The sequence below is a fragment of the Streptomonospora nanhaiensis genome, assembly GCF_013410565.1.
In the GTDB taxonomy this organism is placed as follows: Bacteria; Actinomycetota; Actinomycetes; order Streptosporangiales; family Streptosporangiaceae; genus Streptomonospora; species Streptomonospora nanhaiensis.
The window spans coordinates 2,491,189-2,505,221 of sequence record NZ_JACCFO010000001.1 but is presented as its reverse complement, the minus strand read 5'-3'; the positions used below and the strand labels follow the sequence as shown (position 1 = coordinate 2,505,221).

The window sequence follows — 14,033 nt, the reverse complement described above, 5'->3', positions numbered from 1 at the left end:
GGCCGCCCGCGCGTTCGCGGGCGGCCCTGCTGCTTGCCGGATCCACCCACCAGGAGAGAGACATGCCCGTCCCCGCCGATCCCGCCGAACCGGTGGTCCTCACCAGCCTGATCGCTCCGGCGCTGCTGGCCGAGATGGCCGGCCCCCGCCGCATCAACGAGAGCTACGCCGACTACCGCGCCCGCCAGGCCGCGTTCGCCGACATCACCGCCGACCTGGCCGACGAGTACGCGGCCGGCGGCGGCGACGAGTGGTTCGAGACCGACCCGGAGGACCTTGTCGCGTGAAGCGGGCTGGTGCCTCTGCCGCCCCGAGCCGGGGGCGGCGGGGAGACCGGCCCGCGATGGAGGAGAGGAGGTGAGGCTGTGTGCGGCTGACCGCCGATGCCGGCATGACCCGGGAGGAGGAGCGCGAGATGTACGAGCGCGAGGTCCGCGAGCAGAACGGCGCCCCGCCCACAAAGTAGGCCCCACCCATCGCCTGGACAGCCGGGTGAGGCCCACACCGAACCGCACTCGATCCGGAGTCGCCCATGCTAGCCCTGTCCCCGCCCGGGCGCCTGAGCCACTGCGTGTACGCAAAGGAGACCTGCTCCTACTGCGGCGCTGAGGCGCTGCTCATCACCTATCCCTGCGGCCCGGACCTGCCGGTGCCGGTCTGCGGGAAGTGCGCTGGCCGCTGAGCGGCCGGTGCCTCTGTCGTCCACCCCAGTGGGTGGGCGGCGGGGGGACCGGTCAGGTCCGCACCCGAGAGCACGAGGAGCAGCATGTCCGACCAGCACAACACCAACAACCCTGTCGCGCAGGGCGAGGCCCCCATCCGGTGCGTGTGCGCGTCCGCGTTGGCGCGCGCCCGGCAGACCTACGGGCACCTGGAGGGGTGCGATGTCTGGATCCGCCGCGACGACAGCGGCACTGCGTACCGGGGCATCCTCCACGTGGCCACCGCCCTGCCCGGCCATCTCTGGATCGAGCGCCAGTACGGCGACGGCCGGGACCTGATGGTGCACGTAGACGACGTGCGGGAGTGCACCCTCGCCTGATTCGGCCGGTGCCTCTGCCGCCCACCCGCTGGGGTGGGCGGCGGGGGGACCACCCGCTTTCAGATCAAGGAGCCACCCGTGTCCCACAGCGACCAGCCCACCGTCGTGATCGGCCCGATCCACCGCCTGGAGTCGGTCAACGGCATCACCGTGGTCGTCCGCCCCGACGGCACCCACGAGACCTACGAGGGGCCGGTGACGGTCCAGGCCGACACCATCACCGGCGGCATCCACTTCACCCGCTGACCCCCGAATCAGAAAGGCACGCTGATGCACGTCGACATCACCGTCTTCACCGCCGCAGCCCTGGCGCTGTTCGCCGGGCACCACCTGGGCGACTACTGGCTCCAGTCCGACCGCCAGGCCCAGGCCAAGGGCGGGTGCGGCCGGGCCGGGCGCACCGCCTGCGCCGGCCACGTCTCCACGCTCACCGCCGCCCAGGGGCTGCTGCTGGTGCTGGTGATCGCCCTCACCGGAGTGGAGGTGTCCCCGGCCGCTGTGGGCTTGGGGCTGGCCCTCAACGCGCTCTCCCACTACTGGGCGGACCGCCGGTTCACCCTGCGGGGCCTGGTGGTGGCCACCGAGCCGCTGACCGCCAAGCGCGGCTTCTACGACAACGGCGGGGCGGCTCACCTGGACCAGGCGTGGCACGTGGCCTGGCTGGTGCCCTCGGCTCTGATCGCCGCGGCGCCGCTGCCGCTGGCGGGCGCGATCACCGCCGCCTGCCTGGCGCTGCTGGTCGTGGCCGATGTGGTCTCCCGGGTCGCCCGCCGCGCTGAGGCCCGCACCGCCGCTTGACCCGGCCTGTGCCTCTGCCGCCCACCCCAGCGGGTGGGCGGCGGGGGGACCGGCCGAGACACGGACGGCCGCACGGAGAGGAGCCGACATGGCCAAGAACGACCCCACCACCGAGCAGGAGTTGCGCGAGAAGGCCGCCCACCACGCTGAGCAGGCGTACACCGCGCGCCAGGCCGGAGACCGCTTCCTGGCCGACGCCAACCACACAGAGGCCATCCGCCTCAACAACAAGGCGCGCGAGGCACGCAGGAACAAGTAGCCCGGCCTGGCCTGTGCCTCTGCCGCCCGCCCCGCTGTGCGCGGGCGGCGGGGGGACCGACCGATGAGCGGACGGCCACCAGGACCAATGAGGAGAAACCCCATGGCGAAGAACAAGACGCAGACCACCAAGACGACCCACCCCGACGGCTCCGTCACCACCACGACCACCACCTACGACGCCGACGGCAACGTGGTCAGCACCAGCACGTCCACCGTCTCCGGGAGCGGGGTGGTGGGCATCCAGGCCGGGTCGGTGTCGGACTCGACGGTCGTCGTCAACGGCTGGTGGTGACGACCGGCCGGTGCCTCTGCCGACCGCCCCGCGCGGGGCGGTCGGTGGGGGGACCAGCCCGGTCCGCGCCTCTACACCGCCAAGGAGAACTCATGCTCAGGTCCCGTTGCTGCGGTACCAGTGTCGGCGTCATCGTCACCGACAAGGCCGACAACCTGCTGATGATCACCCGCGGCTGGTTCCCGGTGGGGGTCGCCCCGGTGGCCGGCCACATCGCCGATGAGCACACCGACCCCATGGCCGCGCTGGTCGCCGAGGTCCGCGAAGAGACCGGGCTGGACGCGATCTCCCGCCGGGAGGTCTGGCGCGGATGGCTGCCGAACGTGTGCGCGTCCCCGCCGGCGTCGATTCCCGGCCACCACTGGGTGTTGGCCGTCGCAGGCGTCAGCGGTGCCCTGGCGCCCGACCCCGTGGAGACCCGGGGAGCCGCGTGGTACACGCCCGCTCAGGTCTGCGAGCTGGCCTCCCGCACGCTCGCCTACGCCCGCGGCGAGATCAGCGACCAGGAGTTCGAAGAGTCCCCCGGCCTGGAGCCGGTCTGGCTCGAACTCCTGCACGCCGCTGGGCGGCTGGAGGTCACCCAGACCGGCCGCGCTTTGGCCCGACGCCTCTACACCACCCCGCCCCAGGAGTACTGGCTGGGCGAGGACGAGGGCCTGGTGCCCGCCGCCCAGCTCGCCGCCTGTTCATGACCCGGAAGCCGCAGCCCCGGCTCGCCTACCAAGTGCCGCCAGGCCGCTACTCGCAGATAGGAGCACCACCGTCGTGAGCTTGTCCGATAAACCCCCGATGGTCTTGAAGCCGCGTCGGGTGCCGCGCCGCACCGCGCCGCCCATGGCACCGGCGTCTCCGAAGCCGGTGGAGGAGCACCCCGAAAGCACCCCCGCCACACGCGAGGAATTGCTTGCCCGCCGCTCCCGGGCCGCCGCCGCGTCGCTGGACCGCGCGTTCGAGTTGGCCGGCAGTTCGCCCAGCGCGGACGGCGCCGAGGCCGGCGACTGGGCGCAGATCGCCGCGGCGATCCCGCTCATGCCGCCCTCTGCGTTCGAGGTGCCGCCGGTCGTGGCCGAGGAGGGTCCGCCGGTGTGGTTCTACCTCGGGCCGACCTACCTGTCGCTGGCTGATCTCGACTTCCTGCTGCGGACCCGGTACGGGCTGACGGTGCCCGAGATCGACCAGATCATCCGCGACGCGCGGGCCGCGTGCGGCCGCTGACCCTGGCGCGCCTGTCCCGCCCGATGTCGTCGGGCGGGGCGGGGAAACCACGGTTCACCCGAGCGAAGAACGCGGCCCCGGCCTGCCTTCCAGGACCGCCGGGGCCGCTACTCCCAGAGAGGAGCACCACCATCATGACCGCATCCACCCACGAGCGCCAGGCGTCGGCCCGTGAACGCCAGCGGAGCGCCGTGGCCCTGCTGGCGCGCGTCTGGTGCGCCCCCCAGGACCGCGACGACCTCGCCCCCGAGGAGGCGCCGTGACCACCCTGGAAATGATCCGCGACGCCGGGTTCGCGGCGGTGGCCCTGCTGCTGCTGGCCGCGATCACCGTGCTGGTGCTGCGGCTGGTCGCGCTGCCGCTGGCCGGGGCCTCACTGGCGCTGGACGCCGCGGCGACCGGCATCGTGCGCGCCGTCACCGCCCCGCCCGGAGGTGGGCCGTGACCACCCCCACCGCTTCCGAGGAGCTGGTGCGGCTGCGTGAACGCCTGGAGCGCCGCGAGGACCGCGCCCGCGTCCGCGCCGATGTGCGGATCAAGCGGATCCGCCGACGCGCGGAGCTCGCCGGAGCCCTGGCCCGCACCCGCCACACCGTGGCCGGGTCCGGGGAGGCCCGCGCCCAGCGCGTGGCTAGCACGCGAACCGTGGCGCTGGCTGTGCTGGTGCCCGTCCTCATAGCGTTCGGGGGCTGGTCGGCCGCCGGAGTGCAGGCCGGGATGGTCGCCATGCTCGGCCTGGACCCCGACTCCCCGGCCGCGCTGGCTGCCTGGCTGGTCGAACCCGGCCTGCTGGGGCTGGTCGTAGGGGTGATCCTGATCCGCGCCCGGCTCCAGAGCGCGGGCGGGGACCTGGACTCCCGCGCCACCCGCATCGAATGGGCCGCCCTGTCCACCAGCATCGTGCTGAACATGGCCGGCCACTGGCCGAGCACTCTGGATAGTGCGGCACTGGCGTCCCTGGCCGGGCACGCTCTGGGGCCGCTCGGCGCGGCCGGGACCGCCTACCTGATCAGTGTCGTGCAGGACGGGGTGGCCGCCGCCGATCCGTGGACGCTGCCTGATGGCACTCCCGCGCCCTCTCTGAGCAGCACTCCCGAGAGTGCTTCTGAGAGTCCGTCCGGGGCCGCTTCCCAGAGTGCTCGTGAGGTGGTGCCGCCCGCTCTTGAGTGGGTGCGCGCCCCCCAGGGGGCGCGGCTGCTGCCGCTGGTGGCACGGCCCCACCGCAAGACCATCACCGCCTCTGCCAAGAGCACTTCTGAGAGCCCCCGGCGTTCGACGTCTGAGCAGGGCCGACAGCCCTCTTCGGAAGAGGCTCCCGAACCCGCTGCCAAGCGCCCTCAGAAGCCGCGCGCCGACCGGGGCACCACGCTCCCGCCCGCTCTCAAGAGCACGCCGCCGCCCCGGCCGAGGCAGCTCTCAGACGAAGACCTGGCCGACCTGCTGGACGCCGCGATCGCCGACGCGCGTCTGGACCGCGAGCCCTCGGTGTCCGCCGTCCAGAAGTGCCTGGGGGTCGGGTTCGAGAGGGCCAAAAGAGTCCTGGCGCTGCGCGAGGAGCGCACCGAGACCCTCGCGCTGGCGGCCGTGCCCGCTGCCCGCGACGACGCCGCCTGAGCGCGGCCCCACCACTCCACCACCCACCCGCGGGCGGCGCCCATCTCTGCCGTGTCCTCGACGCCGCCCGCTCACCTACCCGGAGGTAGCACCACCATGAGCACCGAGTTCCACCGCGCCCCGGAGACCGGCCGCACACCCGGTGGTCCGCTCGGCGAGGTCATCACCTTCCCCCGCCCCGGCCAGCAGCCGGCCGGGCGCACCACCGTCACCGAGGTCCCCGACCAGCCCGGCGAACCGGTCGAGGGGGAAGTGGTGGAGGCGCCCCGGCGGGTCGACGCGCTCGCGCCGCACCGGCCCGGGTGGATGGAGACCCACCAGGCGCGCCTGGCTGAGGCGCCCGCCGTCATCCCCTCCTACCTGCGCAACCGGCAGGAGTTCACCGACAACGCCCGCTTCATCGTGGAGTACTACGCCCGCATGGGCGCCTACCAGGCCACCCGCTCCCCGATCTACCTGCTGCGGCTGGTCGGACGGTCCCCGCGGGGCATCGGCCGGCTGCTGCGCCGCTGGCTGTGCTGGCTCAACGACGTCGAAGCCAAGCCCGTGCTGGCCCACGCCGCCGGCTCCGGCGACCCGGCCGCCTGGATGCAGTTGGTGGCCACCCAGACCAAGCGCACCCGCGCCCGCCGCAACATCTCCCTGGCCGTGGGCGCCCCCGCCGCGCTGGCCGTGGTGGCGGCCGTGGTGCTGCTGCCCTCCTGGGCGGTGGGCGCGGGCCTGGTGGCGCTGCTGGCCGCGCTGGGCCTGGCCGGGTCCACCAGCACCGACAAGCCCATCATCGACCGCTGGACCTCCCCGCAGTTCCAGCGGGAGCTGACCTCGGACGAGGTCGTCCAGGCCATCGAGGCGCTGGGTGTCAAGGGGCGGGTCGACTTCGTCAACCCCATCCAGACCGACGGCCCCGGCTGGCGTGCCGAGATCGACCTTCCGCCCGGCCACCTGGCCGAACGGGTTCTGGAGGAGCGCGCCAAGCTCGCCGCGGCGATGCGGCGCCCGCTGACCACGGTGTGGCCCGAATCCGACCCCGAGGCCCACCCGGGGCGGCTGGTGCTGTGGGTGGCCAAGAAGGACCCGGCCCGCTCCCCGCGGCGGCTGTGGCCGCTGATGACCTCGGGCCAGACCAACCTGTTCGAGGACATCCCCTTCGGGTTCAACCCCCGCGGCCAGGTCGTCGGGCTGAACCTGATGTACACCAACCTGCTGATGGGCGGGGTGCCCGGCTCCGGCAAGACCAGCGGCGTGATGGTCGTGGCCCTGGCCGGGGCGCTGGACCCCCACTGCGAGATGTGGGTCTATGAGATGAAGGGCTCCGGTGACCTGGACCCCGTCCAGCCCGTGTGCCACCGCTACGTCTCCGGCGACGACGACGAGCACTGCGCCTCCGGGCTGGACGCCCTGCGCAAGCTGGAGAAGGAGCTCAAGCGCCGCAAGGAGGTCATCGCCGCCCTGCCGCCCGACCAGGTGCCCAAGGGCCGCAAGGTCTACCCGCACCTGGCCAAGCGCAAGGACCTGGGGCTGCACCCGCTGCTGGCGGTGTTCGACGAGGCCCACACCCTGTTCGAGCACGAGGAGTTCGGCAAGGAGGCCGCCGACATCGCCGGGCGCCTGATCCGCAAGGCCCGCGCCTACGGCATCATCCTGGTCATCACCACCCAGCGGCCCGACGCCAAGTCCCTGCCCAAGGTCATCAGCGACAACGTGTCCACCCGGTTCTGCCTGGCGGTGACCGGCCAGCAGGCCAACGACATGGTGCTGGGCACCTCGATGTACAAGAACGGCGTGCGCGCCACGATGTTCGACCCCAAGAAGGAGGCCGGCACCGGGTGGCTGGCCAAGAGCTCCCACGACACCCAGATCGTGCGGGCCGCCTTCATCGAGCAGGCCGAGGCCATCGAGATCGGCAAGCGCGCCCTGGCGCTGCGCACCGCTGCGGGCACCCTGACCGGTGAGGCCGCCGGCCAGGCCATCGAGCCCGAGGACACCACCACCGTGATCGACCACCTGGTGGCGGTGTGGCCCACCGGCGAGGACACCATGCACTCGGTGCGGCTGGTCGAGGCGCTGGCGGCCTACCGGCCCGAAACCTACGGCCCCTGGATCCAGACCGACACCCCGGTACAGGACATGGATCCCGACCAGGTCCGGGCCTATGAGACCCGGGCGGCCACCATGCTCAGCGCCGCGCTCAAGCCCTTCGGCGTGCACACCGGGCAGATCACCAAGCGCGGCGCCGGCGGCTCCCGCAAGGGCGTCAAGCGCGCCGACCTCCAAGCCGCGGTCGGCCGCGCCGCCGTCGCCGACGAGGACGACCAGGCGGGCTGAACCCGACTCTGGGCGGCTTCAGGGCCCCCGAAACCGGTTTCGCCCCCGATACCGCCAAGACCCCGGCCTGACCTGGGGCGATATCGGGTTTCGCCCGCTGTTTCCGTGCCCATGAGCGGCCAGAAACACCCCTGTTCGCCCACGGTCGGCGCCTCTGCCGCCCGCCCCGCCGTGCGCGGGCGGCGGGGGGACCGCCCGGTCCGAACCACCACCGAAGCTGACGGAGGACGATCATGGCCAACGCCGACGACCAGGAATGCGTGGCGGAGTTCGTTGAGGGCTCCTTGACGGTCGAGGAGTGCGGGTGCACCGAGTGCCGCGACGAGGAGGCTGACCTGATCGACGCCGCGGTCGAGCAGGGCGCCATCACCGAGGAGGAGGCCCGCGACCGCCACCTGCGCAACTTCCTGATGTGGGGCTGAGGCATGAGGATCGCATCCGCCACCCGCAAGGGCAGCCGCTCCCACAACTGCGACGCCGCCAACCACCGCGACGCCGAGCACCTGTGCGCCGACATCGACGCCTACGACATGCGGCGCCTGCCGCGCACTGACGGGCTGTGGGCCTCCCCGATCTGCACCGAGCTGTCCCCGGCCGGGGGCCGCCCCCGCAAGCGCCGCCGCGCGGTGCCCGGCCAGGCCGACATCGAGGACTTCGGGCACGTGCCCCAGGCCGCCTTCGAGCGCACCCGAGCCAACTTCTGGGACGTGCTGCGCGCCGCCGAGGTCCACCGCTACCGGTTCGTGCTCGTGGAGAACGTCTATGAGGCCGCGGAGTGGGAGCTGCTGGACGTCTGGCTGGCGGGCATGAAGGCGCTGGGCTACCGCGTGCAGTTCGTGTCGGTGTCCTCGGCCCACGCCGGCGGACAGGGCAACCCGGCGGCCCCGCAGTGGCGCGACCGGATCTACTTCGTGGCCACCCGCGAGGGCGTCCCGCTGCCCGACGTCCAGCCGCGGCCCGCGGCCTGGTGCCCGGTGTGCGAACAGACCGTGTCGGCGGTGCAGTCCTGGAAGAAGCCGGGGGCGCGCCGGCTGGGCAAGTACCGCCAGCACTACCTCTACCGCTGCCCCAACGGGTCCCGGTGCCGCCACGCGGTCGTGGAGCCCTTCGTGCGCCCGGCCGCCTCGGTCATCGACTGGTCCCATACCGGGGTGCGCATCGGCGACCGCGCGGCCCACGGTCTGCGCCCGCTGGCCGCACTCGACTCCCCCAGGCCCTGACCCGGCGGCTGCCGCTGCCGCCCCACGGGGCGGTGGCGGCAGCAAACCGGTCCCCGACCCCTTTGGAGGACACCGTGCCCACCACCGACACCACCGAGACCGCCGTCATCAGCGTCGACGACACCGACTTCGAGAAGGCCGCCCGCGCCGACGACGCCGACCTGCCCGACGGCTGGGTCCAGCTCGTCATCCCCGGAATGGAGGACCTGTGAAGCTCACCGTCGACTCCCGTGCCCTGGCCGCCGAACTGGCCTGGGCCGTGAAGTTCCTTCCGGCCCGCCCGGCGGTGCCCGTCCTGGCCGGCGTCCGCCTCGACGCCACCGACGGGCTCCTGCGCGTGACCGTGTTCGACTACGACACCTGCGCCCGCGCCGAGGTCCCCGCCGACATCGAGGAGGAGGGGGCGGTGCTGGCGCCCGGCCGGGTGCTGGCCGCCGCCGCCGGCCACCTCCCCGACGGCCCCGCCCTGCTGGAGGCCGAGGGCCCCGCCCTGGGCCTGTCCTGCGGCTCGGCGCGGTTCCGGCTGCTGACCCTGCCGCTGGAGGACTACCCCCACACCCCCGCTGTGCCCGAGCCGCTGGGCGAGATCGACGGCGACGCCCTGGCCGAGGCCGTCGCGGGCACCCACGTGGCCTGCTCCACCGACCTCACCCTCCCGATGTTCACGGGCGTCCTCCTCACAGCGGAGGGCACACGGGTCCGCCTGCAGGCGACCGACCGCTACCGGCTGGCCGAGCAGGCCCTGGACTGGACGCCCACACGCCCCGGCGCCGCCGCGCGGGTACTGGTGCCCGGCCGTGTGCTGGCCACGGCCGCCCGAGCGATGACCGGCGCCCCCGTGCGTATCGGCCTCGCCGAAGACCACGGCACGCCCTCAGCGGTGACGCTGGCGGGCGCCGGCCGCAGCCTCACCGCCACCCTGCTCGACACCAAGGACTACCCCGACCTCAACCGCTTCTTCACCACCGCAGCCGAAGGGGAGGCGGTCATCGCCCCCACCCAGCGGCTGCTGGAGGCCGTGCGCCGGGCGGCCACCATCGCCTACCGCCACACCCCCGTGGCCCTGACCATCACCGCCGACCGCATCGACGTCGAATGCGGCGTCGACGACACCCAAAGCGGCGACACCGTCTCCGCCGTCGCGCAGAGCGAAACGCGGGTGGCGTTCAACCCCGCCTACCTCGCCGACGCCCTGTCCCACATCCCCGGCGGCACCGTGCGCCTGCTGGTCCCGCCCGGCGGGAGCGGCCTGGTGCTGCTCACCGCCGACGAGGACGACCCCGCCTACCGCCACATCGTCGTGCCCGTCCGCACCGCCGACGCGGGCCGCCAAACCGAGAGGAGCGCCGCATGACCTCGTCGCTGGACCTGACCCCGAGCGCGGCCCCGTCCTGGATGGGCAGCGCGCTGTGCGCGCAGATCCCCACCGAACAGGACCTGTGGTTCCCCGAGCCTGAGCGCGGCCCCGTCATCGCCTGGGCCAAGCGCGTCTGCGCCCGCTGCCCCGTGCGCTCCGAGTGCCTGGAGGCGGCCCTGGCGCTGAGCGGGCCCGACGCCCCGCGCGGGGTGTGGGGCGGCACCACCGCCCACGAACGCGAGCGCATCCGGAGCCGACGCCGCGCCGCCCGGCGCGGGCAGGCCGCGTGAGCACCAACCCCGTGGGTGCCCGGTTCTACCTGGGCACCCACCGCGAAACCTGGCTGCGTGACGAACGGTTCCGCGGCGTGCCGCTGTTCATCAGCCACCGCCGCCTGCGCGACCGCCGCCGCCTGCCCCGCGCCATCACCGACTGGGCACTGGACAGCGGAGGCTTCACGGAGCTGTCCATGTACGGGAGGTGGGAGACGCCGCCCGAGCACTACGCCCAGGCCGTGGCACGCTACGCCGCGGAGATCGGCCAGATCCAGTGGGCCGCGCCGCAGGACTGGATGTGCGAACCGTCCGTGCTCGCCAAGACCGGGCGCACCGTGGCCGAGCATCAGCGCCTCACCATCGACAACCTGCTGGAGTTGCGAACTCTGGCCCCGGATCTGCCGTGGGTGCCGGTGTTGCAGGGCTGGCACCCCGACGACTACCGCCGCCACGTAGACGCCTACACCCGGGCCGGGATCGACCTCACCCGCGAACCCGTCGTCGGCCTGGGATCGGTGTGCCGCCGCCAGGCCACCGCGCCCATGCACGCCCTCATCGGTGACCTTGCTCGACAGGGCCTGCGCCTTCACGGGTTCGGTTTCAAGACCCGCGGCCTGGCCCACATGCACCACCTCCTCGCCTCGGCCGACTCCCTGGCCTGGTCCTATGCGGCGCGCCGGCGGCCCCCGCTGCCCGGCCACGACATCGCCCACATCAACTGCGCGAACTGCCCCACCTACGCCTTGCGCTGGCGGGCCGAGATGCTCGCCGGTCTGCCGGCCTGGCATCAGCCCGCCATCTTCGATCTGCCTGAGAGGAGCGCCGCGTGACCTTCACCCGCCTCGACTACGCCCTGGCCGCCGCGCGCCGGGGCTGGCCCGTGTTCCCGCTGCGGCCGGGCACCAAACAGCCCGCGATCCGCGCCTGGGAGCGGGCCGCCACCACCGGCCCCGACCGCATCCGCGCCTGGTGGGACCAGTGGCCCGACGCCAACCCCGGGATCGCGACCGGGCGGGCCGGGCTCGTCGTCATCGACCTCGACCAGCCCAAACCCGGCCAGCGCCCGCCGTCGGAATGGGACCGGCCCGGCATCACCGACGGCGCCGACGTTCTAGCCGCCCTCGCCGAGCAAGCGGGCGTGCGTCGGCTGCTGCTGGACACCTTCACCGTGCGCACCCGCCGCGGCGGCACCCACCTCTACTACGCCGCCCCGCCCGGGGCTGTCCTCGGCAACACCAGCGGGACGCTGGGTTGGCTGATCGACACCCGCGCCCGCGGCGGCTACGTCGTCGGCCCCGGCAGCCGCGTCACCTCCGACGACGGCCAAGACGGCTCCTACGAGGTCGTGTGCACTGCCCCGCCCGCGCGGCTGCCCGGGTGGCTGGCCCACCGCCTCACCCCCCGCGTCCCGCCGACCACCGCCGCTGACGCTAGCCAGTCGGGGGGCGATGCGGTGCTGGCCGCTGTGGCCGCCGGCCCCGACCAACGCCGTACCGCCTACGCCACCGCCGCGCTGCGCGGCGAACTCGACAAGGTCGCCACCGCGCCCGAGGGCCAGCGCAACCAGACCCTGTACATCGCGGCGGTCTCGCTGGGCCAGCTCGCCGCCCAGGGCCTGCTGGACGCCGCCGCGGTGGCCGACGCACTCCAGAGCGCCGCCGAAGCCAACACCAGCGGCCCGCCCAACAGCTCCCGTGAGATCGCCGCGACCATCCACTCCGGCCTCACCCGGGGCCTGACCGTCCCGCGCCGCACCCGCACACCCGCGACCGCACCGAAGGAGGCCGCCTAAATGAGCCAGGCCGGACCCGCCGACGACAAGAAGCCCTCCCAGGCAACCAAGCTGATCGAGCTGGCCGACCGCATGGTCGACGTCGTCGCCGGCGCCGACGGGCGCGCTTATGCGGTCCGCCGGTCGGGTCCGGCCATCGCCATGCCCCTCCGAGGTCAGCGCGGCCTGCGCGTGCAGCTCGCCCACCACTACGCCACCGAGTACCAGGCCGTCCCGTCGCAGTCGGCGCTGACCGACGCCGTCGCCGTGCTGGAAGGGCGCGCCCTGGAGCTCGATCCGCGCCCGGTTCACCTGCGCCTGGCCCCCCACACCACTTCCGGGGGCCACCAGGCCGTGGTCATCGACCTGGGCACCGCCGACGGCCGCGTCATCACCGCCACTCCCACCGGGTGGCGCACGACCTCGCAAAGCCCGGTGCTCTTCCGCCGCACGGCGCTCACCTCGCCCCTGGCCGAACCCGGCGAGGCCGGGGACACTGAGGCCGGCCTGGCCGCCCTGCGGCGGCTGCTCAACGTGGCCGAGCCCGACTTCCGGCTGATCGTTGGGTGGTTGGTGGCCGGGCTCATCCCCGACATGCCCCACCCCATCCTCGCCGCCCGCGGCGAGCAGGGCACCGGCAAGTCCACCGCGCTGTCCATGCTGGTCAACCTCATCGATCCCAGTCCGGCGCCGCTGCGGTCCCTGCCCAAGGACCAGAAGTCATGGTCGGTCACCGCCAGCGCCTCCTGGGCGGTGTGCCTGGACAACGTCAGCACGATCGCGCCGTGGCTGTCGGACACCCTGTGCAAGGCGGTGACAGGCGAGGGCTACCTCGATCGGGCGCTTTACAGCGACGACGACGTCACCGTCCTGTCGTTCCGGCGGCTGCTGGCCATGACCAGCATCGACACCGGCGCCCTCGCCAGCGACCTGGCCGAACGCACGCTTCCGGTCGAGTTCCTGCCGATCAAGCGCGACCAGCGCCGCACCGACGCCGGCCTGGCCGCCGCCTACCGCCAGGCCGCCCCGGCCATCCTCGCCGCACTGCTGGACCTGCTCTGCCAGGTGCTGGCCCGCCTGCCCGAGACCCATCTCGCGGAGATGCCGCGCATGGCCGACTTCGCCCGCGTCCTGGGCGCCCTGGACGCCGCCACCGGCTGGTCCACCCTGGGCACCTACCTCGCCGCCACCGAGGTGTCGACCAGCGACCTGCTGGACGCCAAGCCCTTCACCGCGGCCGTGGCCGACCTCGTGGAGAAGCGCGGCGAATGGGAAGGCCCCATCGGCAAACTGCTGCTGGCCGTCACGCCCGAACACCCGCCCAAGTCCTGGCCCGCCGACGCAACCCGCGCCGCCGGGCAGCTCAAGCGCGACGCGCCGGTGCTGCGGGCCATCGGGATCCGCGTCGAAGACGCCGGCCGCTCGCGTGACCGCCGCCGGGACCGCCTGTACCGCCTCGTCCTCGAAACCGTGGAGATCGCCGGCGAGAGCACCGACTTTCAGCGTCCGCACCCGGACACCGAACCCCACCCGGGCGGTGACCAGGGCGGACCCCTTTTTTCGGCCCGTGAGACCACACCAGCACCAGCGGACACAGTGTCCGCAGCGTCCGCACCAGTGTCCGCAGAAAACCGCTGGTCAGCGCCGGTAGAGGACGCTGCGGGGGCTGCGGACACTACTGCCGCCCAACTCTCTAAGGACGCCGCCCCGCACCCGTCGGAGGCGGTGTGCGAGTGGTGCGGCGACACCTACACCCCCACGACCGGCGGTCCAGCCGACGCCCGGTGCAGCCCATGCGCCGAACTCCAGCCGTCGACCGCCTGAGGAACACAACGCGGCCCCGGCGCTCAGCCGCCAAGCACC

At 73.4% G+C, this 14,033-nt stretch carries 20 protein-coding genes; all 20 read left to right on the top strand.

Annotated features, from left to right (window positions below; genetic code table 11):
- The first annotated feature begins 62 nt into the window (after nucleotides 1-62).
- On the top strand, nucleotides 63-287 hold the full coding sequence (locus HNR12_RS10820) for a hypothetical protein (RefSeq protein WP_179767370.1): 225 nt from the start codon (nucleotides 63-65) through the stop codon (nucleotides 285-287).
- 479 nt (nucleotides 288-766) lie between these two features.
- Nucleotides 767-1,042: a hypothetical protein gene (locus tag HNR12_RS10815; protein ID WP_179767369.1), complete on the top strand. Its 276-nt coding sequence runs from the start codon at nucleotides 767-769 to the stop codon at nucleotides 1,040-1,042.
- 78 nt (nucleotides 1,043-1,120) lie between these two features.
- A complete protein-coding gene (locus HNR12_RS10810) occupies nucleotides 1,121-1,288 on the top strand; it encodes a hypothetical protein (protein ID WP_179767368.1) in 168 nt (55 codons plus the stop codon).
- 24 nt (nucleotides 1,289-1,312) lie between these two features.
- Nucleotides 1,313-1,840 carry a DUF3307 domain-containing protein gene (locus tag HNR12_RS10805; RefSeq protein ID WP_179767367.1) on the top strand — a complete coding sequence of 176 codons (528 nt, stop codon included), beginning with the start codon at nucleotides 1,313-1,315 and terminating at the stop codon, nucleotides 1,838-1,840.
- Nucleotides 1,841-1,928: 88 nt separating this feature from the next.
- On the top strand, nucleotides 1,929-2,099 hold the full coding sequence (locus HNR12_RS10800) for a hypothetical protein (RefSeq protein WP_179767366.1): 171 nt from the start codon (nucleotides 1,929-1,931) through the stop codon (nucleotides 2,097-2,099).
- A gap of 102 nt (nucleotides 2,100-2,201) precedes the next feature.
- Complete coding sequence (locus HNR12_RS10795) at nucleotides 2,202-2,393, top strand: hypothetical protein (protein WP_179767365.1); 192 nt, start codon at nucleotides 2,202-2,204, stop codon at nucleotides 2,391-2,393.
- Nucleotides 2,394-2,485: 92 nt separating this feature from the next.
- Nucleotides 2,486-3,085 (top strand): NUDIX hydrolase, encoded by a 600-nt coding sequence (locus HNR12_RS10790; RefSeq protein ID WP_179767364.1) that lies wholly within the window; start codon nucleotides 2,486-2,488, stop codon nucleotides 3,083-3,085.
- A gap of 142 nt (nucleotides 3,086-3,227) precedes the next feature.
- The gene (locus tag HNR12_RS10785; RefSeq protein WP_179767363.1) at nucleotides 3,228-3,608 is read left to right on the top strand and encodes a hypothetical protein; all 381 of its coding nucleotides are present in this window, start codon (nucleotides 3,228-3,230) and stop codon (nucleotides 3,606-3,608) included.
- 134 nt (nucleotides 3,609-3,742) lie between these two features.
- Nucleotides 3,743-3,871 (top strand): hypothetical protein, encoded by a 129-nt coding sequence (locus HNR12_RS29150; RefSeq protein WP_276516382.1) that lies wholly within the window; start codon nucleotides 3,743-3,745, stop codon nucleotides 3,869-3,871.
- On the top strand, nucleotides 3,868-4,053 hold the full coding sequence (locus tag HNR12_RS10780) for a hypothetical protein (protein ID WP_179767362.1): 186 nt from the start codon (nucleotides 3,868-3,870) through the stop codon (nucleotides 4,051-4,053). The genes HNR12_RS29150 and HNR12_RS10780 overlap by 4 nt, the downstream gene beginning before the upstream one ends.
- A complete protein-coding gene (locus tag HNR12_RS10775) occupies nucleotides 4,050-5,222 on the top strand; it encodes a hypothetical protein (protein WP_179767361.1) in 1,173 nt (390 codons plus the stop codon). Before HNR12_RS10780 ends, HNR12_RS10775 begins: the two co-directional genes overlap by 4 nt.
- Before the next feature lie 96 nt (nucleotides 5,223-5,318).
- Entirely contained in the window at nucleotides 5,319-7,547 is a 2,229-nt protein-coding gene (locus HNR12_RS10770; protein WP_179767360.1) for an FtsK/SpoIIIE domain-containing protein, read from the top strand.
- Between the two features lie 233 nt (nucleotides 7,548-7,780).
- Nucleotides 7,781-7,969 (top strand): hypothetical protein, encoded by a 189-nt coding sequence (locus HNR12_RS10765; protein ID WP_179767359.1) that lies wholly within the window; start codon nucleotides 7,781-7,783, stop codon nucleotides 7,967-7,969.
- A 3-nt stretch (nucleotides 7,970-7,972) separates the two neighbouring features.
- Nucleotides 7,973-8,767 carry a DNA cytosine methyltransferase gene (locus HNR12_RS10760; protein ID WP_179767358.1) on the top strand — a complete coding sequence of 265 codons (795 nt, stop codon included), beginning with the start codon at nucleotides 7,973-7,975 and terminating at the stop codon, nucleotides 8,765-8,767.
- 74 nt (nucleotides 8,768-8,841) lie between these two features.
- The gene (locus tag HNR12_RS10755) at nucleotides 8,842-8,979 is read left to right on the top strand and encodes a hypothetical protein (protein ID WP_179767357.1); all 138 of its coding nucleotides are present in this window, start codon (nucleotides 8,842-8,844) and stop codon (nucleotides 8,977-8,979) included.
- Entirely contained in the window at nucleotides 8,976-10,121 is a 1,146-nt protein-coding gene (gene dnaN, locus HNR12_RS10750) for a DNA polymerase III subunit beta (RefSeq protein ID WP_179767356.1), read from the top strand. The genes HNR12_RS10755 and dnaN overlap by 4 nt, the downstream gene beginning before the upstream one ends.
- Complete coding sequence (locus tag HNR12_RS10745) at nucleotides 10,118-10,414, top strand: WhiB family transcriptional regulator (RefSeq protein ID WP_179767355.1); 297 nt, start codon at nucleotides 10,118-10,120, stop codon at nucleotides 10,412-10,414. Before dnaN ends, HNR12_RS10745 begins: the two co-directional genes overlap by 4 nt.
- Complete coding sequence (locus tag HNR12_RS10740; protein WP_218901908.1) at nucleotides 10,411-11,229, top strand: deazapurine DNA modification protein DpdA family protein; 819 nt, start codon at nucleotides 10,411-10,413, stop codon at nucleotides 11,227-11,229. Before HNR12_RS10745 ends, HNR12_RS10740 begins: the two co-directional genes overlap by 4 nt.
- The gene (locus HNR12_RS10735) at nucleotides 11,226-12,191 is read left to right on the top strand and encodes a bifunctional DNA primase/polymerase (RefSeq protein WP_179767354.1); all 966 of its coding nucleotides are present in this window, start codon (nucleotides 11,226-11,228) and stop codon (nucleotides 12,189-12,191) included. The genes HNR12_RS10740 and HNR12_RS10735 overlap by 4 nt, the downstream gene beginning before the upstream one ends.
- Nucleotides 12,192-13,994, top strand: coding sequence for an ATP-binding protein (locus HNR12_RS10730; protein ID WP_179767353.1), 1,803 nt, complete (start codon nucleotides 12,192-12,194; stop codon nucleotides 13,992-13,994).
- Nucleotides 13,995-14,033: the final 39 nt, after the last annotated feature.